This window comes from Streptomyces sp. CO7 (genome assembly GCF_053474865.1).
The window spans coordinates 1,407,350-1,408,193 of the sequence record NZ_JBRIOU010000002.1; the positions used below are offsets into that span (position 1 = coordinate 1,407,350).

The window sequence follows — 844 nt, forward strand, 5'->3', positions numbered from 1 at the left end:
GAACTCCGGTGGGATCACCCCGTGAGGACCCGCAGCCGGTCGCGGAGACCCGCCAGCACCGTAGCCAGCCCCAGGTCGAAGGCGGCCCGGGCCGCGTCACGTCCCACCCGCGCGCCCACCACCCGCGCCAGCACGGGGGCCTGGCCGGCCGGGACGTCGAAGATGTCGTCGGGCGCCGCCGCGTCCAGGGCCGACCCGAGGACGAAGGACTCTATGGCCACCACGACGTCCATGACCTGGTCGTCCGGCCACCCGCCGGCGCGCAGACCGGCGGCGACCTTCTCGTACATCGCGACCGTGTGCGGGGATCCGGCGATGGGCGTCACCGCGATGACGGGGACGAGCATCGCATGCCGTGCGTACGCGTCGCGGTACGAGTGAGCCCACGCCTCGAGCGCGACGTCCCAGGGGCGCGCCTCGAAGTCCGAGCAGTCGATCTCCCGGTTGACGTGGTCCTGGATCCACAGCAGGAGCTGACGCTTGTTGTTCACGTGGTTGTAGAGGGCCGAGGGCGCGACCCCCAACTGCCGGGCCAGCGCCGCCATGGTGAGCGCCGTGTACCCACGGAGCTCGATCAGCTCCACCGCCGCCCCGGTGATCTTCTCCTGCGACAGCAGGGGCGCGGTGGGGCGCCCGCGGCGTCGCGGCTGGTCGGAGGATGTCACCGCGTCACCCTCTCATGACGCCGCTCCGGCGCTCCCCCAGGGGATGCCCGGCAGGTGAACTTCTTACCCGGGACCTATTGACGGGGCGCTTCCCGCCCGGGCTAAATGAGCGACATTCATATTGCCTTCGGGAAGAAGCACCAAGCACCATGCACAGCCCCCAGCCCACCCCCCTCACC

At 71.0% G+C, this 844-nt stretch carries 1 protein-coding gene; it reads right to left on the reverse strand.

What is annotated here, in order from left to right; all coding sequences use genetic code 11:
* Positions 1–14 precede the first annotated feature (14 nt).
* Positions 15–665, reverse strand: a complete 651-nt coding sequence (locus tag ACOV8S_RS08420) for a TetR/AcrR family transcriptional regulator (RefSeq protein WP_448317049.1) — start codon at positions 663–665, stop codon at positions 15–17.
* Between the last annotated feature and the right edge of the window lie 179 nt (positions 666–844).